Origin of the sequence: Corynebacterium sp. ACRQP (assembly GCF_022345915.1) — a bacterium.
Classification (GTDB): domain Bacteria; phylum Actinomycetota; class Actinomycetes; order Mycobacteriales; family Mycobacteriaceae; genus Corynebacterium; species Corynebacterium lehmanniae.
In genome coordinates, this window is the sequence record NZ_JAKRMZ010000043.1 from 1 (window position 1) to 2,533 (window position 2,533).

The 2,533-nt window shown below is 58.7% G+C and carries 1 protein-coding gene; it reads right to left on the minus strand.

The features are described 5' to 3' along the window. A partial coding sequence (locus MHY23_RS11770) for an ExeM/NucH family extracellular endonuclease (RefSeq protein ID WP_370645859.1) occupies positions 1 to 2,448 on the minus strand: 2,448 nt, incomplete at its 3' end. Positions 2,449 to 2,533: the final 85 nt, after the last annotated feature.

Here is a 2,533-nt window from a genome sequence, read left to right on the forward strand (position 1 = left end):
GTCCTTGCCAGGTGCGCCGGTGTCGCCCTTGTCGCCCTTCGGGCCCTGCGCACCGTCGGCGCCGTCCTTGCCGTCCTTGCCAGGTGCGCCGGTGTCGCCCTTGTCGCCCTTCGGGCCCTGCGCACCGTCGGCGCCGTCCCTGCCGTCCTTGCCAGGTGCGCCGGTGTCGCCCTTGTCGCCCTTCGGGCCCTTGTCGCCTTGGTCGCCCTTGTCGCCTTGGTCGCCCTTGTCGCCTTGGTCGCCCTTCGGGCCCTTGTCGCCCTTGTCGCCTTGGTCGCCCTTGTCGCCTTGGTCGCCCTTAGCACCGTCCTTACCCGGCTGACCGTCGACGCCGTCCTCGCCGTCAGCGCCCTTGACGTTCCCGAGGTTTTCAGTGTCACCGTTGTCGTAGGTGACGACGAGTTCACCGTCGTTGTTGATTTCTGCCTTGACGATGTAGCGCGGCTTCTCCTCCTCAGCCTTCGGCTTCACGTTCACAACGACCTTCACATGATCCACGGACTCGTCCGGGTAAGTGATGGTGATCTCACCTTCCTGGTCGTCGCCGACAGTGTCGGTGTTCGCAGGCTTGGTCCACTCGAATTTCGTGCCTTCCGGCAGCTGAACAGCGTCCTTCACCGTGGTCTTCGCATCTGGTAGAGCATCGCCTTGGGTGATAGTGACGTCCTCGCTTGCCTCTGGAGCAAACTTGTCGGCATCCTTCTCCTCGAGCTTGGTGCCGAAACCAACCTTGACAGGATCGTGGTCGGAGGAACGGAACGGGTTGCCGTAGCCGTAAATCGGGTCATCGCCGTCGCCGAAGAAGTCTTGGGCGTTGTACTTGCGACGCGAGTACTCGAACGCAACCGACTCGTCGCCGTTGATGTTCCAGACAGTGGAATCCTTCACAAGATCCATGGCCACATCGTTCGCAAGAATGTGATCAAGAGAACCGAGCTGGCCGTCAAACTGGTAGGAAGCTTGGTCGTAGTCCTTCTCGGAGTGGACGATGTTGAAACCAGCGTCCTTAAACGCGGTGATTGCATCTTCCATTGTGTATGCGTTGAAGTCGCCGACCAGGAAGGTCGGAAGGTCGGCCCATTGGTTTTGCTCGCCGAGGTGCTTGAGAAGGGCGTTGGACTGCGCGGTGCGGACATCCGCGTTTCTGCCCTGACCGTCACCCTTGTCCTCATTCTTCTTGTCATCATTGGCCAGTGAGCCCTTCGACTTGAAGTGGTTCGCTACCGCAACAAAATTCTTGTCCTCGTCGTTGCCGACAGTGTCGAACTCTTGGGCCAGCGGTTGACGCGCAGTGCCTGTGAAAGCGTCGTCATCGAAGATGATGGATTCTCCGACCGGCTTCACCTTTGCCGGCTGGTAGATGAACGCGACGCGGATAACATCTTCGTCGGTGCCCAGCTTCTGCGGGGACTTCACAAGATCCCACTTGCCCGGTTCCTTCTCGTTGAGTGCATCGACCAGGTTCTGCAGTGCTTCGTCCCGGCGAGTTTTATCGCCGGTCACGCCGTAGGTGTTCTCGATCTCGGAAAGTCCGAGTACGTCGGTGTCGAGTTTGTTGATAGCGGTGACGATCTTCGACTGCTGATCTTGGAAAGCTTCTTGGGTGAATGCACCACGGACCTTGCATTTTTTGGCCGCAACGGGGTCACCATACATGTTGCTGTGTGACCCACACTTGGACACGTCCTTGCCCAAGGTCGAGAAATAGTTCAACACGTTGAAGAAGCCGATTGAGTAATCGCCCTCAACGTTGTCGATGTCGGTGTACGCCTTCGCGCGCGAATCCTCCCACGTGATGGGGAGTTCTTCGGTAGCGTTCTTGCCGGTGATCGGCTGCAGCGGCTGGAAGCGCCACTGGCTAAATGAATAGTCCACCACAACGTCGGTCTGGAACTCCACTTGGTCACCGGTGCGGATGGTTTTAATGCCTTGATCCGAGGTGGCGATGTACGGCAGTGGCGTGCTTTGGTCAGATTGGAGGTAATCGCGGGTGCGACCGTCGTCGAGGTAAACGACCTCAGCATCCTGCTCTGCCTGCAGCTTCTGTGCCTCGGCGCCAGGCGTGGTGACGTCGGTAGGCGTGCGGTGTGCGAGATTCCCGGGGGCGAGTCCAAGTTCGCCATGCTTGTTCAGTGTGTAGTTGTTGGTCACCGTGTACGGTCCCTTTGGGCGCACGATCATGCCTTCGTACGGCTCGCGGGCGTCGTTGCCGGCGGGGAGAACGTCGATTTCGATGGCCTTTGGAGCCTCGAGTGCCTCCGCAAGCGTCACAATTGTTGCCGCTGTGATCTGCGTCTGTTCGTAGTATTCGCTTACCTTGCCGGTGACCTGCAGGGAATCGCCGAGCTTGGGGTAATCGGTGCGCTCATTCATGTAGACGAAGATGCCTTCCGACGCGTCGCCCGGGTTCTTCGAGGGTGTCAGGAAGTTTGTGTGTGAGGCTCTGATCTAGAAGGAGTTTCACCGATAATGACTACGGTGTCACCGAAGAAAAACCATGACCCGGCAAAGGTCAATGAGATCAGCGAGAAGC